This is a genomic window from Anoxybacillus sp. (genome assembly GCF_036834105.1).
Lineage (GTDB): Bacteria > Bacillota > Bacilli > Bacillales > Anoxybacillaceae > Anoxybacillus.
This window is the reverse complement of the sequence record NZ_DAITON010000236.1, coordinates 1-1555: the sequence shown is the minus strand read 5'-3', so window position 1 is coordinate 1555 and position 1555 is coordinate 1. Positions and strand designations below refer to the sequence as shown.

Genomic DNA, 1555 nt, shown 5'->3' with positions numbered 1-1555 from the left:
TTCGCAGTTCGGGACTTTCACCCTAGAGATTGCACCCATGCCGAGCGCACGTGAATAAGCGAGCGTTTATGCTCGCTTATTCGCCTTCCAAACCACCCATAACACAATCGTCGCCCCGATCATATCGATGATGACGTCAGAAAATAGCGCCGTTCGCTTCGGTTGAAACGATTGATGCCATTCATCGAACATGGCGCAAAAAAGCGTCAATAACCAAGCGACACGGTATGAAGCCGTTGCTTTCCATGCAAAAAACGCAAACGTTCCAAATACCATCATATGCGCACATTTTCGAACAATAAAATTCCATGAAAACAATCCGTCGCTCACAGGACGGTTCGTATGAATGCCAACATATTCAAGAAAACGACGAATCCATTGTGCTGTTTGCTCCCCGGTAAACAGCGGAGACTCGGTAAAATAGTAAATAAGCGCAAACCATGCAACGACAAGACCCCACCATATCATACGATTTGTTTTAGTCATCATTCAGACCCTTTCTATTTCTATATATGGAAATATTCATACCATTTTATCACTTTTTCCCCTTCTGTACGACAAAAAAGCCCTCCCATACTAATGAGAGGGATCGTGTCTTGTAGCTGGCTAGCTGATCCGAAACATTCATAATGAAATGCTCCTCTTACGTTCTCCACTGAAGATTTAGCGAAGATAGTCAAGTAAGTTATAATAATAATATGTTTTCGAGCGCATTCTTCCATTTGAGAAAATTAATTGATGTTGCTCTAATTTGTTCACATATCTTCGGACAGTACTTTCGCTCATGCCTGTTAGCTCGACAATAGTTTTGACTGTAAAAATCGGACGTTGAAACATGACATTCATCATATGACGAACATGGCTACTGTTGATCAATTTACTTGCTACATCTAAATCTCTTTCGTATAGCTCGTTTATATCTTGAATAAGCTGGACATTCTTCTTCGCCTGTACTTTTATACATTGTAAGAAAAAGCGAATCCATTGATTCCAATTCCCTTCATATCGTATCTCATTTAAAAAACGGTAATACTTATGTTTATCCCGCTCCAGTACATCACTAATAAAAAAGTTTGGAAACTCAATCACTTTTTTACTATACAAGTATAAAGGAATTAAGATACGTCCAATTCTTCCATTCCCATCTAAAAAAGGGTGAATCGTTTCAAATTGCGCGTGAATAATCGCAACACGAATAAGTTCATCAAAATCGTCTTTTGGTTCGTTTATATACTTTTCCAAATTGCTCATGTAGTCGTAAACAAGGTGAGGTTCTGGTGGAACATATGTTGCCGTTTCAATGGTACACCCTTCTGGTCCAATGAAATTTTGAATTTTTCTAAACTCTCCTGGCGCGCGATTAGCACCTCTCACATGATTAGATAATAAAATTTCATGCAAATATTTAAATAAACGATTGGAAAGTGGAATGCGTTGCAAAAAATCCATCCCTTTTATTAGTGCCTCATAATAATTTAACGCCTCTTGAATATCTTTATTTACCCGTGGTGCTAGATAAAATCGAGTAAGCATAAAAATAGCCCTTGCCTGCGGA

General features: G+C 38.6%; 2 protein-coding genes. Both read right to left on the bottom strand.

Features of this window, described 5'->3' with window-relative positions; genetic code table 11:
- Positions 1-66 precede the first annotated feature (66 nt).
- Complete coding sequence (locus V7Z64_RS13300; RefSeq protein ID WP_297990718.1) at positions 67-486, bottom strand: VanZ family protein; 420 nt, start codon at positions 484-486, stop codon at positions 67-69.
- A gap of 177 nt (positions 487-663) precedes the next feature.
- The coding region (locus V7Z64_RS13295; protein ID WP_334110757.1) for a Fic family protein at positions 664-1555 on the bottom strand (892 nt) is incomplete at its 5' end.

Coding starts and splice junctions, on each gene's coding strand:
- V7Z64_RS13300 (WP_297990718.1), bottom strand. CDS start 486: ATGACTAAAACAAATCGTATGATATGGTGGGGTCTTGTCGTTGCATGG.